The sequence below is a fragment of the Microlunatus parietis genome (assembly GCF_013407955.1).
GTDB lineage: Bacteria > Actinomycetota > Actinomycetes > Propionibacteriales > Propionibacteriaceae > Microlunatus > Microlunatus parietis.
Window position 1 is genome coordinate 119,367 of record NZ_JACCBU010000001.1, and the last position, 14,826, is coordinate 134,192.

At 71.8% G+C, this 14,826-nt stretch carries 10 protein-coding genes; 1 reads left to right on the plus strand and 9 read right to left on the minus strand.

All coding sequences use genetic code 11. The features are described from left to right. Nucleotides 1-22 precede the first annotated feature (22 nt). The gene (locus tag BKA15_RS00645) at nucleotides 23-775 is read left to right on the plus strand and encodes an SDR family oxidoreductase (protein ID WP_312878779.1); all 753 of its coding nucleotides are present in this window, start codon (nucleotides 23-25) and stop codon (nucleotides 773-775) included. Here BKA15_RS00645 and aceB read toward each other — a convergent pair whose 3' ends face one another. The 9 genes from aceB to BKA15_RS00690 all read right to left on the minus strand — a co-directional run bounded on the left by aceB (nucleotide 776) and on the right by BKA15_RS00690 (nucleotide 14,156). Continuing rightward, on the minus strand, nucleotides 776-2,374 hold the full coding sequence (gene aceB / locus BKA15_RS00650) for a malate synthase A (RefSeq protein ID WP_179747678.1): 1,599 nt from the start codon (nucleotides 2,372-2,374) through the stop codon (nucleotides 776-778). It abuts the gene before it with no gap. A 29-nt stretch (nucleotides 2,375-2,403) separates the two neighbouring features. After that, nucleotides 2,404-3,786 carry an NAD-dependent malic enzyme gene (locus BKA15_RS00655; protein WP_179747679.1) on the minus strand — a complete coding sequence of 461 codons (1,383 nt, stop codon included), beginning with the start codon at nucleotides 3,784-3,786 and terminating at the stop codon, nucleotides 2,404-2,406. A gap of 121 nt (nucleotides 3,787-3,907) precedes the next feature. After that, nucleotides 3,908-4,681, minus strand: coding sequence for an IclR family transcriptional regulator (locus BKA15_RS00660; RefSeq protein ID WP_179747680.1), 774 nt, complete (start codon nucleotides 4,679-4,681; stop codon nucleotides 3,908-3,910). 76 nt (nucleotides 4,682-4,757) lie between these two features. Beyond that, on the minus strand, nucleotides 4,758-6,713 hold the full coding sequence (locus BKA15_RS00665) for a hypothetical protein (protein WP_179747681.1): 1,956 nt from the start codon (nucleotides 6,711-6,713) through the stop codon (nucleotides 4,758-4,760). A 238-nt stretch (nucleotides 6,714-6,951) separates the two neighbouring features. Then, nucleotides 6,952-7,140 (minus strand): hypothetical protein, encoded by a 189-nt coding sequence (locus BKA15_RS00670; RefSeq protein ID WP_246322235.1) that lies wholly within the window; start codon nucleotides 7,138-7,140, stop codon nucleotides 6,952-6,954. Between the two features lie 204 nt (nucleotides 7,141-7,344). Beyond that, the gene (locus BKA15_RS00675; protein WP_179747683.1) at nucleotides 7,345-7,893 is read right to left on the minus strand and encodes a hypothetical protein; all 549 of its coding nucleotides are present in this window, start codon (nucleotides 7,891-7,893) and stop codon (nucleotides 7,345-7,347) included. Further along, nucleotides 7,893-8,411, minus strand: a complete 519-nt coding sequence (locus BKA15_RS00680; RefSeq protein WP_179747684.1) for a hypothetical protein — start codon at nucleotides 8,409-8,411, stop codon at nucleotides 7,893-7,895. The genes BKA15_RS00675 and BKA15_RS00680 overlap by 1 nt, the downstream gene beginning before the upstream one ends. Beyond that, nucleotides 8,408-13,813, minus strand: a complete 5,406-nt coding sequence (locus BKA15_RS00685; RefSeq protein ID WP_179747685.1) for a DUF6531 domain-containing protein — start codon at nucleotides 13,811-13,813, stop codon at nucleotides 8,408-8,410. The genes BKA15_RS00680 and BKA15_RS00685 overlap by 4 nt, the downstream gene beginning before the upstream one ends. A gap of 61 nt (nucleotides 13,814-13,874) precedes the next feature. Then, complete coding sequence (locus BKA15_RS00690) at nucleotides 13,875-14,156, minus strand: pyrophosphorylase (RefSeq protein WP_179747686.1); 282 nt, start codon at nucleotides 14,154-14,156, stop codon at nucleotides 13,875-13,877. Nucleotides 14,157-14,826 lie beyond the last annotated feature (670 nt).

Here is a 14,826-nt window from a genome sequence, read left to right on the forward strand (position 1 = left end):
GCCGGATGGGAAGATGTGCCGCGTGACAGGTGAGGCGGGATCGAAGGTCGCGGTGATCACGGGAGCCGGGAGCGGGATCGGCCGGGCGGTGGCGCAGGCGTTCCTGGGCGCCGGCTATCGCGTCGCCGCGTGCGGCCGGCGGCCGGAGCCGTTGGCCGAGACCGTCGGTGATCATGAACACGGCCTGGTGGTGCCGATGGATGTCACCGATGCCGCCGCCGTGACCGCCGGGTTCGACCGGATCAGGTCGGCGTTCGGCCGGATCGACGTGCTGTTCAACAACGCCGGCTGGTTCGGGCCGGCCGGCAGTGTGGACGAGATCTCGCTGGACGACTGGAACGCCTGTGTGGCGGTCAATCTCACCGGCGCGATGCTCTGTGCTGCGGCCGCGGTGTCGATCATGAAGGAGCAGCGGCCGGGCGGCGGCAAGATCATCAACAACGGCTCGATCTCCGCCCACACACCGCGGCCCCGGTCCGCCGCCTACACGGCCACCAAGCACGCGATCACCGGGCTGACCAAGTCGATCGAGCTGGACGGGCGTCCGTACCAGATCAGTTGCGGTCAGATCGACATCGGCAACGCGGCGACCGCGATGACCGGCCGGATGGCGCAGGGCACCCTGCAGGCCGACGGCGAGCTCCGCCCTGAACCGACCTTCGACGTCGCCGAGGTCGGCCGGGTGGTGCTGGCGATGGCCGAACTGCCGCCGGAGGCGACGATCAACTCGCTGGTGATCACCGCAGCCGGGATGCCGTTCATCGGCAGGGGTTGATCAATTCAGTAGTGCATAGGCGGGGCGCGTGAGGAAGTCGACGAAGTCGTCGGCCAGGCAGAGGTCGCTGATCAACTTCTTCGCCGGCAGGTAGTAGCGCTCGAAGGTGTCGGCGTCGACCTGGCCGCGCAGCTGCTCGGTCTCCTCGTCGAGGATCCGGGCGACCAGCTCCCGGGTCACCGTCTCGCCGGAGTCGGCCAGTGTGACCGCGTTGTTGATCAACTGCCAGACCTGGGAGCGGGAGATCTCGGCGGTCGCCGCGTCCTCCATCAGGTTGTGGATCGCGACCGCGCCGCTGCCGGCCAGCCAGGCGGCGGTGTAGGCGACCGCCACCTCGAGGTTGTTCCGCAGCCCGGCCTCGGTGTTCGAGCCCTCGGCCGACGCCACGTCGAGCAGCTGTTCCGGGGTGACGGACACCTCGGGCCGCTGCCGGTCGACCTGGTTGGGCCGCTCCCCCAGCACGCCGTCGAACACCTCGCGGCACACGTCGACCAGGTCCGGGTGGGCCACCCAGGAGCCGTCGAACCCGTCGCCGGCCTCCCTGGTCTTGTCGGCCCGCACCTTCTCCAGCGCGGCGGCATTGATCGACGGGTCCTTGCGGCTCGGGATGAACGCAGCCATGCCGCCCATCGCGAACGCGCCCCGCTTGTGGCAGGTCTGCACGAGCAGCTCGGTGTAGGCCCGCATGAAGGGCGCCGTCATCGTGATGTCGCCCCGGTCGACCAGGACGAACTCCGGCCCGGCGTCGCGGAAGTACTTGATGATGCTGAACAGGTAGTCCCAGCGGCCCGCGTTCAGCCCGGAGGCGTGCTCGCGGAGCTCGTACAGGATCTCGTCCATCTCGAACGCGGCCGGGATCGTCTCGATCAGCACCGTGGCCCGGATCGTTCCATGATCAAGACCGAGCTCGGCCTCGGCGAACGTGAAGACGTCGTTCCAGAGTCGGGCCTCGAGATGGCTCTCCAGCTTCGGCAGGTAGTAGTACGGTCCGCGGCCGCCGGCCAGCAGCGGCCGGGCCAGGTGGAACACGTGCAGACCGAAGTCGACCAGCGCGCCGATCCCGGTCCGCCCGTCCACCTCGACATGCGCCTCGTCCAGGTGCCAGCCGCGCGGCCGCATCACGACGACGGCCAGCGGCGCGTCGGTCCGCAGGGCGTACGTCTTGCCGTCCGGCTGCGTGTACGCCAGCGTCCCGGCCGCCGCGTCGGACAGGTTGAGCAGCGCGTCGATCACGTTCGGCCAGGTCGGGCAGCTGGCGTCCTCCAGGTCGGCCAGCCAGACCTTGGCGCCCGAGTTGAGGGCGTTGATCGCCATCTTGGCCGGAGTCGCCGGGCCGGTCATCTCGACCCGGCGATCCTGCAGCGCCGGTGGTGCGGGCGCGACCTGCCAGTCCGCGGCCCGTACCTCGGCCGTCTCGGGGAGGAAGTCGAGCCGACCGGTCTCGGCGGCCGCCGCCCGGCGCGTCGCCCGCGCCCCGAGCAGTTCGTCCCGCCGCCCGGCGAAGCGTTGGTGCAACCGTTCGACGAACGCCAGCGCGTCGTCGGTCAGGATCTCCTCGGCTCGGTCGATCGGGTGGCGGTCGGTCACCGTGATGGTCATCTCTCGTTCCTCCTGTCGGGATATGCGGGTCAGTTGCCGGCCGTACCCGCCACCGCGGCCGCGACGGCCGGGGCGACCCGGCTGTCGAACACGCTCGGCACGATGTAGCTGGGGTTGAGCTCGTCCGGCGAGACGCAGTCGGCGATCGCCTCGGCGGCCGCCACCAGCATCGGCGTGGTGATCTTGTGCGCGGCGGCGTCGAGCAGGCCGCGGAACAGGCCCGGGAACGCCAGCACGTTGTTGATCTGGTTCGGGAAGTCGCTCCGCCCGGTGGCCACCACCGCGGCGTGCTTCGCGGCCTCGGTCGGCGGGATCTCCGGGTCCGGGTTGGCCAGCGCCAGCACGATCGAGCGGTCGGCCATGGTGGCCACGTGCTCGGCGCCGAGGATGTTCGGGCCGGACACGCCGATGAACACGTCGGCGCCGACGAGCGCGTCGTGCAGGCTGCCGGAAACGCCGTCCGGGTTGGTGTTCTCGGCGATCCACTGCCGGTGTTCGTCGGTGTAGGTCCCGCCGCGGTGGATCGCGCCGGTCCGGGAACAGCCGACGATGTGCGCCGCGCCCTGGGCCTGCAGCAGTTGGATGATCGCGTGCCCGGCCGCACCCACGCCGGAGATCACGATCTTGACGTCGGTGATCTTCTTGCCGACCACCCGGAGCGAGTTGATCAAGGCGGCCAGGACGACGATCGCCGTACCGTGTTGATCATCGTGGAAGACCGGGATGTCCAACTCGGCGCGGAGCCGGCGCTCGATCTCGAAGCAGCGCGGCGCGGCGATGTCCTCCAGGTTGATCCCGCCGTACACCGGGGCCATCGCCTTGACGATGGAGATGATCTCCTCGGTGTCGGTGGTGTCCAGGCAGACCGGCCAGGCGTCGACGCCGGCGAACTGCTTGAACAGCGCCGCCTTGCCCTCCATCACCGGCAGCGCCGCGGCCGGGCCGATGTCGCCCAGGCCGAGCACCGCGGTGCCGTCGGTGACCACGGCCACCGTGTTGCGCTTGATGGTGAGCCGGCGCGCGTCCTCCGGGTTGGCGGCGATGGCGAGGCAGACCCGGGCGACGCCGGGCGTGTAGGCGCGGGACAGGTCGTCCCGGTTCTTCAGCGGCACCTTCGGTTCGACCGAGAGCTTGCCGCCGAGGTGGAGCAGGAACGTCCGGTCGCTGACCTTGCGGACGTGGGTGTCCGGACGGGATTCGAGCACTTCGGCGATCCGCTGGGCGTGCCCGTCGTCGACGGTGTTGCAGGTGACGTCGACCACGATCTTCTCGTGGCTGGACTCGACGATGTCCAGCGCGGTCACCGGGGCGCCGGTCTCGGCGACGGCCGAGGCCAGGTCGGTGGTCGAGCCGGCCGTGGCGGCGACCTCGACCCGCAGGGTGATCGAGTAGCCGGGGCTGGGGCTGTTCAAGATTCCTCCTCGAACTTCGACATTACGGATGTTAACTTCTGCTTTGCGGAATTACAACGCGATGGGTCGGGGCAGCCCGTGCCTTGGGATCACCAGTGGCCGGGAACAGGGGCAGTGCCGGTCAGGGCACCAGTTCGGCGGCGATCGCCGCCGCGGCTCGGCGCAGCACCGGTACGGCGCGCCGGCCGAAGTCCTCGTCGACGCGCGCCAGCGGGCCGGAGACCGAGATCGCCATCGGCGACGGGGTACCCGGCACGGCGACCGCATAGCAGCGGACCCCGACCTCCTGCTCCTCGTCGTCGATCGCATAGCCGCGTTCGCGGATCTGATCGAGATCCGCCAGCAGGGACTGCACGGTGCCGTGGCTCTTGGCCGTCGGCGTCGGCAGGCCGGCCCGCTGCACGATCCGGCGTACGACGTCGTCGCCGAACCCGGCCAGGATCGCCTTCCCGACCCCGGTGTCGTGGAGGCTCACCCGGCGGCCGATCTCGGTGAACATGCGCATCGAGTGCGGCGACGGCTGCTGCGCGACGTAGACGACCTGGTCGCCGTCCAGCAGGGCCATGTTCGCCGTCTCCCCCAGCTCGGCCACCACCCGGACCAGTTCCGGCTGGGCCACCCGGCCGAGCTGCTGGCCGGCCAGTTCGCCGAGCGGGATCAGCCGCGCGCCGAGGGCGTACCGGCGGGACGGCAACTGCCGGGCGTAGCCGAGCGTGACACAGGTGCGGAGCAGCCGGTGGATGGTCGGCATCGGCAGCCCGGCCCGCGCGGCGAGGTCGCTCAACGAGATCTCCCCGCCGGCCTCGGCCATCAGCTCCAGCAGTTCGAAGACGCGCTCGACGGACTGCACGCCGCCGCGTGCCCGCACCGTTTCCTCCGGCACCCGACCTCCCATGTGACGACCTCGGTGAAGTGGCCCTCACCCTACAGAAAACGTGCCTCCGGATTTCGCGATGCAGAATCGCGAGCCGCTACTGGTCGTACCAGACGACGTCGTCGCCGAACGGATTGCGGTACCCGAAGGTCAGCGGGCTGCCGGTGTCCCGGATCCGGTACGTCAGCTCGCCGTCGAGGCACTGGCCCTCGGGCAGCGTGGTGGCGGCGAGCTGCGGGCCGCCGCCGCCGGTGCGTTCGCCGGTCATGCCGTCCTGGGAGTAGAGGCCGAAGTTGGCCGGCCCGACGGCGCGTTGCACGGCCGGATCGGTGCCGCGGGCGCTGATGTCGCCGCCGGCACAGATCCGGACGGTGGCGTTGACCAACAGATCGCGGCCGTCCGCCCGCGCCTCGATGCTCCGGGCCGTGAGGGTGGTGCCGCCGGCGAGTTCGACCGTCTGGCCCTCGGCGACCCGGGACGTGACGGGCTTGGCCCGCGTCGCGTTCTGCACGATCGAGCCGGTGAACACCGCGCTCACCGCGACAGCCGCGATGATCGCTCCGATGACGTACCGGCGCTTGGTCGAGCGGACCTGCGGCGACTCCGCGGCGGGTTTGGCCTGGTCGATGATCTTGAGCCGCGGTACGTCAGCCAGCCGCCGGTCCAACTGCTCGCGGAGCTTGGGCCCGCGCCGCAACCGCCCGGTGTCGACGTCCACGCCGCGCAGCCGGTCGTCGAAGATCACCAGGTTGGTCGCGCTGTACTCGATGATCACCGCGGCGGCGTCGAGGTCGACGATCTCGCGCTCGGCCGGCTCCCCCAGCGCCTCGGCCGGCGACTCGACCAGCAGCGTCCGGGCACCGAGCCGGGCGCTGCCCGCCGTCGCCCCGCCCATCGGCGACTGGGCCAGCCAGGCGTTGAACTTCTCGCCGCGCTCGGCCGGCAGGGCCGACATCAGTTCCGGGTAACCGGGCAGGACGGAGACGCTGCGGTCGGCGGCTCCGAGCAGGCTGGTCACGTGCACCGTGTTCAGCGCGGCGGCGAGCGCGTTGCGGACCGCCGGTACGGTCAGCGGCTCCTCGTCCGCGGGCAGGCCGAGGACGCGGCGGTTCCGGGCCCACTGGCTGTCCGCCAGCGACTCCAGCTCGGTGATCACCGCGGCCAGCCGGGCGTCGGCGATCGGCGTGGAGAGGGTGCGAGCGATCGCCCGGTCCCGGTGCTGCGGCGCCGGCACGCCGTCGCAGACGATGGTGATCCAGCGGTCCGCGCCGAACTCGTGCACCGCGCAGCCGGTGCCCGGGTCGCCGCCGCCGGCCGCCGACAGTGCGGCCGCGAAGTGGGTCCGCAGCGCCAGGCCGGCGGCCAGTCCGGCCCGGGTCCGGGGGACGACGGCGGTGAACTGGACCGGGCCCAGCGGCGCGGCCAGGCTGCCCGGCGTCGCCGCCCCGCGGGCCCGGCCGGGTGCCGGGGTCGACTGCCGGCGGGGATCGACGGCCGGCGCGGCGAACGCGTCGACCGCCATCAGCGACTCATCGTTGGTGAAGAACGCGCAGCGTACGGTGCCCTGGGCCGGGTCGAGGTGCCGGCGCAGCTGTTCCACCTTGTCCGGCGACACCTCGGTCTGCGGCAGCTCCAGCAGGGACAGCACGAACGCACTCATGCCCGCGCGGAGGGCCGCATCCCTGGTCCAGCCGAACGTGTCGACCGGATGCGGGTCGGCGCCGTCGACCGGGACGGTGCCGTTGAAGTAGCCGGCCACCCGGCGCCAGGTCGAGACCACGGCCTCCGGCCGTCCCCGTACCGCGAAGGTCAGGGTGTCCTGGCCGATCTCCACCAGCCCCTCCGGAACGGAGACCCCGCCCTCGGGCCGTTCGATGGGCCGGCCGAGCTCGGCCCGGATCGCGCCGGCGACCGTCTGCAGCGTCCCGTAATCGGCGACGGACTCGTCCAGCATCCCGTACGCCAGCGTCGCGCCGAGCACGACCTCCGGCGACGGCTCGGTCGGCTCGATCAGCTGCCAGTCGTACCCGCCCCGCTCGCTCCATCGATGCACCGCGCCAGGATAGGGGTACGCCGGAACGGGCGGTCGATCACTCGCCTTCGGACCGGGCCGTCGAGGAAGACCGTCAGTACGTCGCGCGCGGGTGAGCCGGTCATCACCAGGGCCCCACATCGTCAACCGGTTCGGCGTCGGTTCACGTGACGGCCGGTTGCCGAGGTCATGCGAATCGAAAGGGCCGCCGCGACCCAGGGATCGCGGCGGCCCGAACCGCAGCAGGAGACCGCTCGGGTCAGCTGCCGCCGCCGGCGGAGAAGATGTTGGTGGAGATCTTCTCCAGCTGCCCGCGCAGGTCGTCCAACTCCTGCTTCGCCTTGTCCAACGCGGCCTTCGTCTCCGGCCACGTCGAGCTCCGGAACGTCGCCGCCAACGGACCATCCCAGACATCCGGCTGGGACAACTTCTGCCCCTGCGTGTCCAACTGCGAAATCTGATCCGTCAGACCACCGGTCACAATCGCCTGAATCTGCCGAATCGCCGACTTCGCGTCCTCGGTCGAGAGAACCCGACTCATCCGCAACTCCTCCTTGACGCCGGCCGCAGGCCGGCCTGGTTGACATTCGCCCTACACGTTCGCCAGTCACCCTAACCACGGCGCTGGGTCAGATGCGCGAGCGGCGATCGCTCAGTGGCCGGGATCACGATCCTTGCGACCGAGGGCCACCAGCGGGCGGGCCCGGTCGGCGATCCGTCGTAGTTCGACGGTCAGCGGGGCGCCGGCCTGCCACTGCGCCCCGGCCCGGTCCGCGAGCTCGACGAGAGCTTCGGCGGCCGAGAGTTCCTGGCCCCAGGCCAGCCGCTGACCGCTGAGCCGTACGACCTCGGCGGCCTGCTCGAGCGAGAGGTCCGACGCCGCACTGGACCGGGCCGCCGCCGGCAGCCGCCGCTCCTGGTCGAGCCGCGCCTCGAACCGCTGCAACTCGGACACCAGGTCGCGGGAGCGCCGGACGAGCCGGCGACGCCGCCAGAGCAGGCCCAGCCAGACGAACAGCGGGCCGAGGAACATGGCCACGAACGGGCCGGCGATCGGCAGGATCCCGCGCGAATAGAGCAGGTAGACGGCGCCGACGCCGACCAGGGAGATGAGCAGGATCAGCAGGGTGTAGCGGACCGGTTTCGGCCAGGGCTTGGTCTCCGACTGGTCGGTCGGCCCGGGATCGCCACGGTGGCTCATCACGTGCCCTTGAGCCGCCGGATGAAGGCCTGTTCGTCGAACTCCGTCAGCTTCCGCTCGAACCTGAACGTCGGACCTTCGCCGACCTCACGATGGGTCGACGGCAACCGGTCCGACGCCTTCGACAGCCACCGTAGGCACTGCTCGCCGCGGTCTCCGGCCCGGGCGCAGCCCGCCGCGATCAACGGCAGGAAGTCCAAACCGGCGTGCTTGGTTCCACATCGGACCACGGAGCCGATCAGCCAGGCCTCGCGGCCGTCGACCGGACCGTCCTCCAACAGCGACAGCGCGAATGCTGACAGTTCGACCAACTCGGCCCGTCGGGTCGTGGCGATCAGCGACGCGGTCTGCTCGACCCAGGACAGCACGAGCCACCAGCGGTCTCGGTTCAACTCCCCTGCCCCGACGACAGCGAGCCAGGCGTCCGGTTCCGCTCCGAGCGACGCCGCAATCTCCGATCGCCACGCGTCGGCTCGCTCCTTGCTCCAGGAGTCCAGCAGCCCCACCACCGACGTCATCGCGGTGGATACATGTAGTCGCCGTCCATCGTGTAGCCGGCGTCGTTGAGCATCTCCAGCTCCCGCTGGAAGATCGTCGGCTGCCCCGCGTACGGGCCCTCGGTCTGGATCATGTTCCCCTCGATCGGGCTGGCCAGATACACCGGTCGCTGATAGTCGATCGTGGCCTGGATGAACTCGTCGTTCAACTCCGGCGACCAGTTGTCGGTCTGCAGCACGACGTGGTCGTCCCAGTCCCGCGCCACTGCGGTGTCGGGCAGCCGGCCGAGCACCACCGTGTCGCCGGGGTTGCCCATCAATCCACGGGCCTCGTCGGCCAGCGTCGGCGGTGGCGTCGGCGCCGCGGTCCGCGGCAACAGCCGCTGCCCGAGCGTGTTCGCCCCGTGCCCGAACGCCCCGGCCGCGCCGCCGGTGGCCCCGCCGACCCCGGCGCTGAGCGCGGTCGTCTTCATGAAGCCGCTGACCGTGTGCGGTCCCGGCCCGGTGAGATAGCTGTACGCGCCGCCGGTGGCGCCGCTCGCCGTACCGGAGATCATCCCGCCGACGACGGTCTTCTGCAGCAGCGTACGAGCCCCGAGTTTCGCCGCCGCGCCGGCACCGCCCCAGGCCCCGAACGCACCGGAGATCGCGACCTGGCCCCAGTTGACCGAGCCCGTGGTCGCCTTCTGGATGATCGTGTCCGCGCCCGCACTGATCAGCATCATCCCGGCCGGCCCGCCGACCCCGGTCGCCATCAGCACCCCGCCCGCGATCACCATCGCCCCGCCGGCCAGGTACTCCCAGTTGTCGCCCACCCAGTCGCCGACCGCGGCCGCGGCGCCATCATTGGAGGCGGCGTAGGCCTTCAATTCCTCGTCGGTGACCGGCTGGCGGCCGGCCGGGTCGAGGGCGTGCAGCGGATCGTTCCCGGCATAGGAGTACGGATTCGCGGCCCAGCCCGCTCCCGGCGTCGGGTCCTGCGGGTCGACGGACAGGAAGCCGCGGGTCGCCGGGTCGTAGGCCCGGGCGTGCAGCCATTCCAGTCCGGCGATCTTCATCTCGCCGGCCGCGCCGATCGCGAACCCGTCGGTCCCGGCCGAGGCGGCGCCGGCCGACCACGGATCCGCGCCGGCCGTCCGGGCGGTACGCCAGCCGGGCGCCGCCCAGTCCTGGCCGATGCCGGTCAGCCCGCCGGGCGTGTGCACGACCGGCGTCTCCCCCGCCTGGACCAGGCCGGCCGCGCAGCCGGTGGCCGTGTCCCACCACGTCTCGGCGTCGTCCACCCGGCTCAGCTCGCCGAGCGCGTCGACGCCGAGCCGGGTCGTCTTCGTCTCGTCGCCGTCGCGGTCGGTGATCGTGGACAGCCAGCCGGTGTCGGACCAGCCGAGTTCGCGGACCCGGCCGTCGGACGCCTCGGCCCGAGTCCGCCGCCCCGAGCGGTCGTACGAGTAGCGCACCCGCACCCCGCCGGTGACCGTCGAGGTCAGCTGGCCGGCGGTGTCGTAGCTGTAGTCGCGCCGGGTGCCGCCGATCGCCTCAGCGGTCAGCCGCCCGGACCGGTCGTACTGCCAGGTCGACACCGTGCCGTCGCCGACCCGTTCCTCGATCAGCTGAGCGGCCTCGTCGTAGCCGAACCTCCGCCGGCCGGAGCCGCCCTGGACGGCGACGATCCGGCCCCATTCGTCCCGCTCGATCGCCGTGCGCTCGGCGCCGTCCGGACGGGTCAGGGTGTGCTCGACGACGAAGCCGTCGGCGCGGCGCCAGGTCTGGATCAGGTCGCCGGCACCGGCGCGGACCAGGCGTCCCGACGCGTCGTAGGAGAAGGTCGCGCGGCCCAGCAGCGGGTGGTCGACCGCGATCACCCGGCCGCCGCCGTCGCGCTCGTACCGGGTCAGCCGGCCGTCCGGTCCGGTCATCGTGGCCCGGCGGCCGTCGCTGTCGTACGTCCACTCGATCCGGCTCTCGCCGCGGCGCCGGAGGACCAGCTGCTGACGCCGGTTCCACCCGAGTTCGTGCTCGGTCGGCCGGTCCGGGTCGGAATGATCGGCGATCAGCACCCGCCGGTTCCGCAGGTCGCGGGTGATCGCCGAGACCAGCCGGCCGTCGACCAACAGGTTCGCGTCCCGGCCGGCGGCGTCGTAGGTCCACTCGATCCGGTGCCCGCTCGGGTCGGTCTGGGCGGTCCGGCGTCCGGCGGCGTCGTACTCGCCGGTGGTGGTGCGACCGAGCGGGTCGGTCTCGGCGATCACCCGGTTCATCGCGTCGTACTCACGGCGGGTGACGCCGCCGAGCGGGTCGGTGATCGTGACGACGCGGCCGCGGGCGTCGTAGTCGTACCGGGTGACGCCCCCGTTGCCGTTCACCGTCTCGATCAGCTGCCCGGCCGCGTCGTAGCGGAACCGGCGCCGGCCGTACCAGGAATCGGTGGTCCGGATCACCCGGCCGACCAGGTCGTGGGCGAACCGGGCCAGCCCGCGGCCGGGCACGAACTGGGCGACCAGCCAGCCCATCGCGTTGTACTCGGCCCAGGAGACCTCGCCGGTCGGCGACACCCGCCGGACCACCCGGCCGTCGGCGTCGTACTCGAGTTTGGTGCGGCCACCGAGCGAATCGGTGACCGCGACCAGCCGGCCGCAGCGGTCGTACGCGTAGCGGGTCGTCGCGCCGGACGGGGCGACGCGTTCGGTGATCCGGCCGGCCGCGTCGCGGCGGAGCAGGGTCAGCTGGCCCTCGCCGTCGACGAGCTCCACCGGCCGCCCGCAGCGGTCGTAACTGATCAGCTCGGCCGACCCGTCCGCCTGCTCGGCGGCGATCGGGCGGCCCAGCTGGTCCGACCGCAGCCCGAAGGTGCCGTCCGCCTCGGTCACGGAGGCGGACTGCCCGGTCGGATCGGTCGACGCCTCGCGCCGGACCCCGGTCGGGTCGGTGACCGCGACCAGGTCGCCGTTGGCGTCGTACTCGCGACGCCAGCTGCCACCGGTAGGGTCGATCGTCTCGCGGAGCCGGGACATCGCGTCGTGGACGAACCGCCAGCCGGCGCCGTCCGGGAGTTCGACGCCGGACACCTGGCCCAGGTCGTCGAAGGTCCGGGTCACCGCGCGGCCCAGCGCGTCGATCGTCTTCGTCACCTGACCGTGTGGCCCGTACTCCAGTTCGGTCCGGGCGCCGTACGGATCGATGACCGCGGTCGGCTTCCCGCCGGCCGTGTATTCGTAGCGCCAGGTCGCGCCGTTCGGCTCCCGCCGCGAGACCAGAAAACCGCGCGCGTCGTAGTGGTAGCTGGTCCGGGCGCCGGACGGGCTGATCGCGGCGGTGACGCGACCGGCCGCGTCGCGCTCCAGCCGGGCCTGGTTGCCCACGGCGTTCGTCACCGTCAGCAGGTCGCCGTGGTCGTCGTACCCGAAGCTGACCCGCACTCCGGTCGGGTCCGTGATCTGCCGCAGCAGACCGCGGTCCCAGACCAACTCGGTCCGGCCGCCCTCGGCGTCGGTCATCACCGACGGGTTCCGGCCATCGCCCGGGTAGTCGAACTCGGTCACCGCCCCGGACTCGGTGACGACGGTGGTCACCCGGTCGGCGTCGTCGTAGCCGAAGGTCAGGTCCGCCCCGGAGGCCGTACGGGTCCGGACCCGGCGACCACGCTCGTCGTATCCGTGCGTGGTGGTCGCACCGTTCCGTTCGGTCGCCGAGACCAGGTTGCCGAAGCCGTCGTAGCTCATCGACTGCCGCCGGCCGTCGGTGTCGACGACTCCGACCAACCGGCCGCGCTGGTCGGCGATCCAGGTGTTCGAGCGGCCGCCGTCGAGATCCGAGACCGCCGTGGTTCGCCCGGGCAGGTAGACGTAGCGGGTCCGCCGGCCGTACGGCGACAGCTGGCTGGTCACCCGGCGTCGCTCGTCGTAGCTGTTCTCGACCTCGACCACGCCGTCGGCGCCGGTCACCGCCGTGAGCAGGCCGGCCTCGTTCCAGGCGTACGTCCGCGTCCCGTTCGGTCCCGTGGCCGAGACCAGCCGGCCCGCCTCGTCGTACGCGTAGGCCACCCGGCGTCCGTCCGAGGCCGTGACCTCGCCGATCCGGCCGTCCGTCCAGCCGATCTCGATCCACCGGCCGCGCTCGTGCAGCAGCCGGACCAGCCGCCCGGCGTCGTCGCGCTCGGCCACGATCCCGGTCCCGGCGCCGCGGCTGCGGGCGTACCACTGGCCGCCCGTGCTGAACGTCCACCGAGCGCCGTTGTTGCCCGTCACCACGAGCACGGCGCCGGACTCGCCCTCGACCCGGTCCAGCCAGAGCGCCTCGCCCGGCGCCCGGTCCCACCCGTCGCCCTGGCGCGGGAAGAGCACCTGCCGGCCGTCCGGCAGCACCAGCCGGGCGCCGTCGTCGGCGAGCTCGAGCCGCTGGTCCAGGATCGACGACCAGCCCGGCCCGAACGGGCCGACCGCGGCGTCGATCGCGTTGTAGGTCCTGGTGAACGCCAGGTTCGCCGCGGCACCGGCGAACCCGAGGTCGATCTCGGTCTCGACGAAGTTGCCGGTGGCGGTGTTCACCGGGTCGTCGGCGTAGCCGGTGGTCGGCGGATGCCCGTACGCCTGCGGCGGTTCGATCGTGAGGTCCTGCCGGGTCGCCGCGATCCCCTTCGCCTGTAGGGCCGCGGCCAGCGCGCTGTTGGCCAGCGTCGAGATGTTGCCCTCGCCGCCGGCGGCCTTGAACGCGTCGGCGATCGTGTTCGCCCAGCGGACGTCCTCGCCGTTGGCCGTCAGCCACTTGTCGAACCCGGTCGTCACGCCGGACGCGTCCAACCTGCCCCAACGGCACTTCGAGGCGAAGTTCGTCAGGTGGGTCCGCAGCGTGCCGGGCTTGCCCTTCAGGGCCTCGTTCAGGGTTTCCGAGCCCGAGGCGAACTGGCGCAGGTTCGACGGCCGGGCCGACGAGGTGCCCCCGCCGCCGCTGCCGCCGCCGCCCGGTGGTGGGGTCTCCCGGGTCCCGTTCTGCGGCGCCGAGGTCGTGATCGTCGGCTCGTCGGCCGGCGGGCCGACCGGCGGGTCCTCGCCGCCGGAAAGCCAGTCGCCGAACTCCTGGAACACGTTCCGGTCGTCCTGCCGCTGCTTCCACTCCCGTGCGGTCTTGCGGCGTTCCTGCTCCTTGCGCGCTTCCTCCTTGAGGTTGCGCGCGGCCGTCGCGACCTCGCGGAGCCGGCTGGCCAGTTCGGTGGCGTCCGCCGACGCCACCGCCGCGTTGCTCGTGAAGAGCTCGGAGAAGTGGCCCTTGAAGTCCTTCGACCCGGTCGTCACGTACGACGCCCGGGAGGACGCCTGGTCGTCGATCGCCGTCGCCGCGTTGTCGAACGCGGCGATCAGATCGTCGGCCGTACCGTTGTCGAACGGTACGTCCGTGTCGATCGCGCCCAGATCCGAGATGTCAACCATGACCGCACCTTTGCTGACGACGCCGTGGAACCCACCGATCTGCCCGGAGGCAGATCCGGACTCAGCTCCCGCCGCCGGCGCTGAAGATGTTGGTCGAGATCTTCTCCAGCTGCCCGCGCAGGTCGTCCAGCTCCTGCTTCGCCTTGTCCAACGCGGCCTTCGTCTCCGGCCACGTCGAGCTCCGGAACGTCGCCGCCAGCGGACCGTCCCAGACATCCGGCTGGGACAACTTCTGCCCCTGCGTGTCCAGCTGCGAGATCTGATCCGTCAGACCACCGGTCACGATCGCCTGAATCTGCCGGATCGCCGACTTCGCTTCCTCCGTTGACAGAACTCGAGACATGTGCGTCCTCCTCGAAACGGCCGGCACCCGCGCCGGCAACCGACTACAGGGTCACCAACCCTTCGGGCCGAATGAACTTCTCGCCAACACAGCAGGCCCGAAAGTTGTTCGACAACTTAACAGGACGCGGCTCACCGGTGGGAGCGAACGCATTCGGGCGGCCCGGCCGGAGCGCGTCGCCGGCGCGAGCGCGCTGCGAGCGCGGGCCTGCCGGGCCGGTGTCCCAGATCTGCAACGCAACGGCTTCCCGAAGGCGGGAAATCGGTTGCGGAAGGCGTTCCACTGCAGATTTGTGACACCCAACCCGCGTGATCGTCTGCAACAGGTTCCGATCTGGGCCGGCGTACGCGCGGGACGGAGCGCTCGGTGTCTGCTGGATCGGGCCCGGACGGCGCCGCAGGGTGACCGGATGCGCTGGGACCGTGCGACCGGACCCTGCCCGCCCGGGGCGGAACTGCATTCGCCGGGACCGCGCACCCCAGACATTGGCCGCCGGGACCGAACCCGATCGACCCGGTCAGCGCCCGCGCACTGGCCGCGGGGCCGATCCAGATGCGCCGGGATCGTGCGCCCGGCCGAGCCCGCCGGAGCGGAACCAGATGCGCTGCGACGGACCCACTCCGCCGCGTTCAGGCGTCCCAGTACGCTGCCGCTCCCGCATGCAGTGAGG